The organism is Mesorhizobium sp. M4B.F.Ca.ET.143.01.1.1 (assembly GCF_004792275.1).
Taxonomy (GTDB): domain Bacteria; phylum Pseudomonadota; class Alphaproteobacteria; order Rhizobiales; family Rhizobiaceae; genus Mesorhizobium; species Mesorhizobium abyssinicae.
On record NZ_SRSR01000375.1, the window covers coordinates 1 to 280 of the forward strand.

Consider the following 280-nt stretch of genomic DNA (forward strand, 5'->3'; position numbering starts at 1 on the left):
GCCGCGTTCGCGCCGCCAAGGATGGCGATGAGAGCACTTACTTCGCGTCCGGTTGGGGCACGACAGTCGAGCAGGCGCTGCAAGGCTGCCTTTATGAGGCGGACGAAACCTACTTCGCCCAGATCATTCCCGAGGGGCGAATTCTGCGGTCGCGTGCCGATGCGATTCATGGTCGGGTCGTCGAGCCGCCCGGCATCCTTCTTTTCAGCGAAGAGCAATATGACCGCCGAGACGCCGCGAACCGACAGCCCCGCAATATGGTTCCGGCCCGCTGGGACAG

1 protein-coding gene is annotated in these 280 nt (G+C 63.6%); it reads left to right on the plus strand.

The genetic code is table 11. The features are described from left to right. Positions 1 to 280 (plus strand): hypothetical protein (locus EN786_RS38185; protein ID WP_189524408.1); only part of this gene is annotated, 280 nt, incomplete at both ends.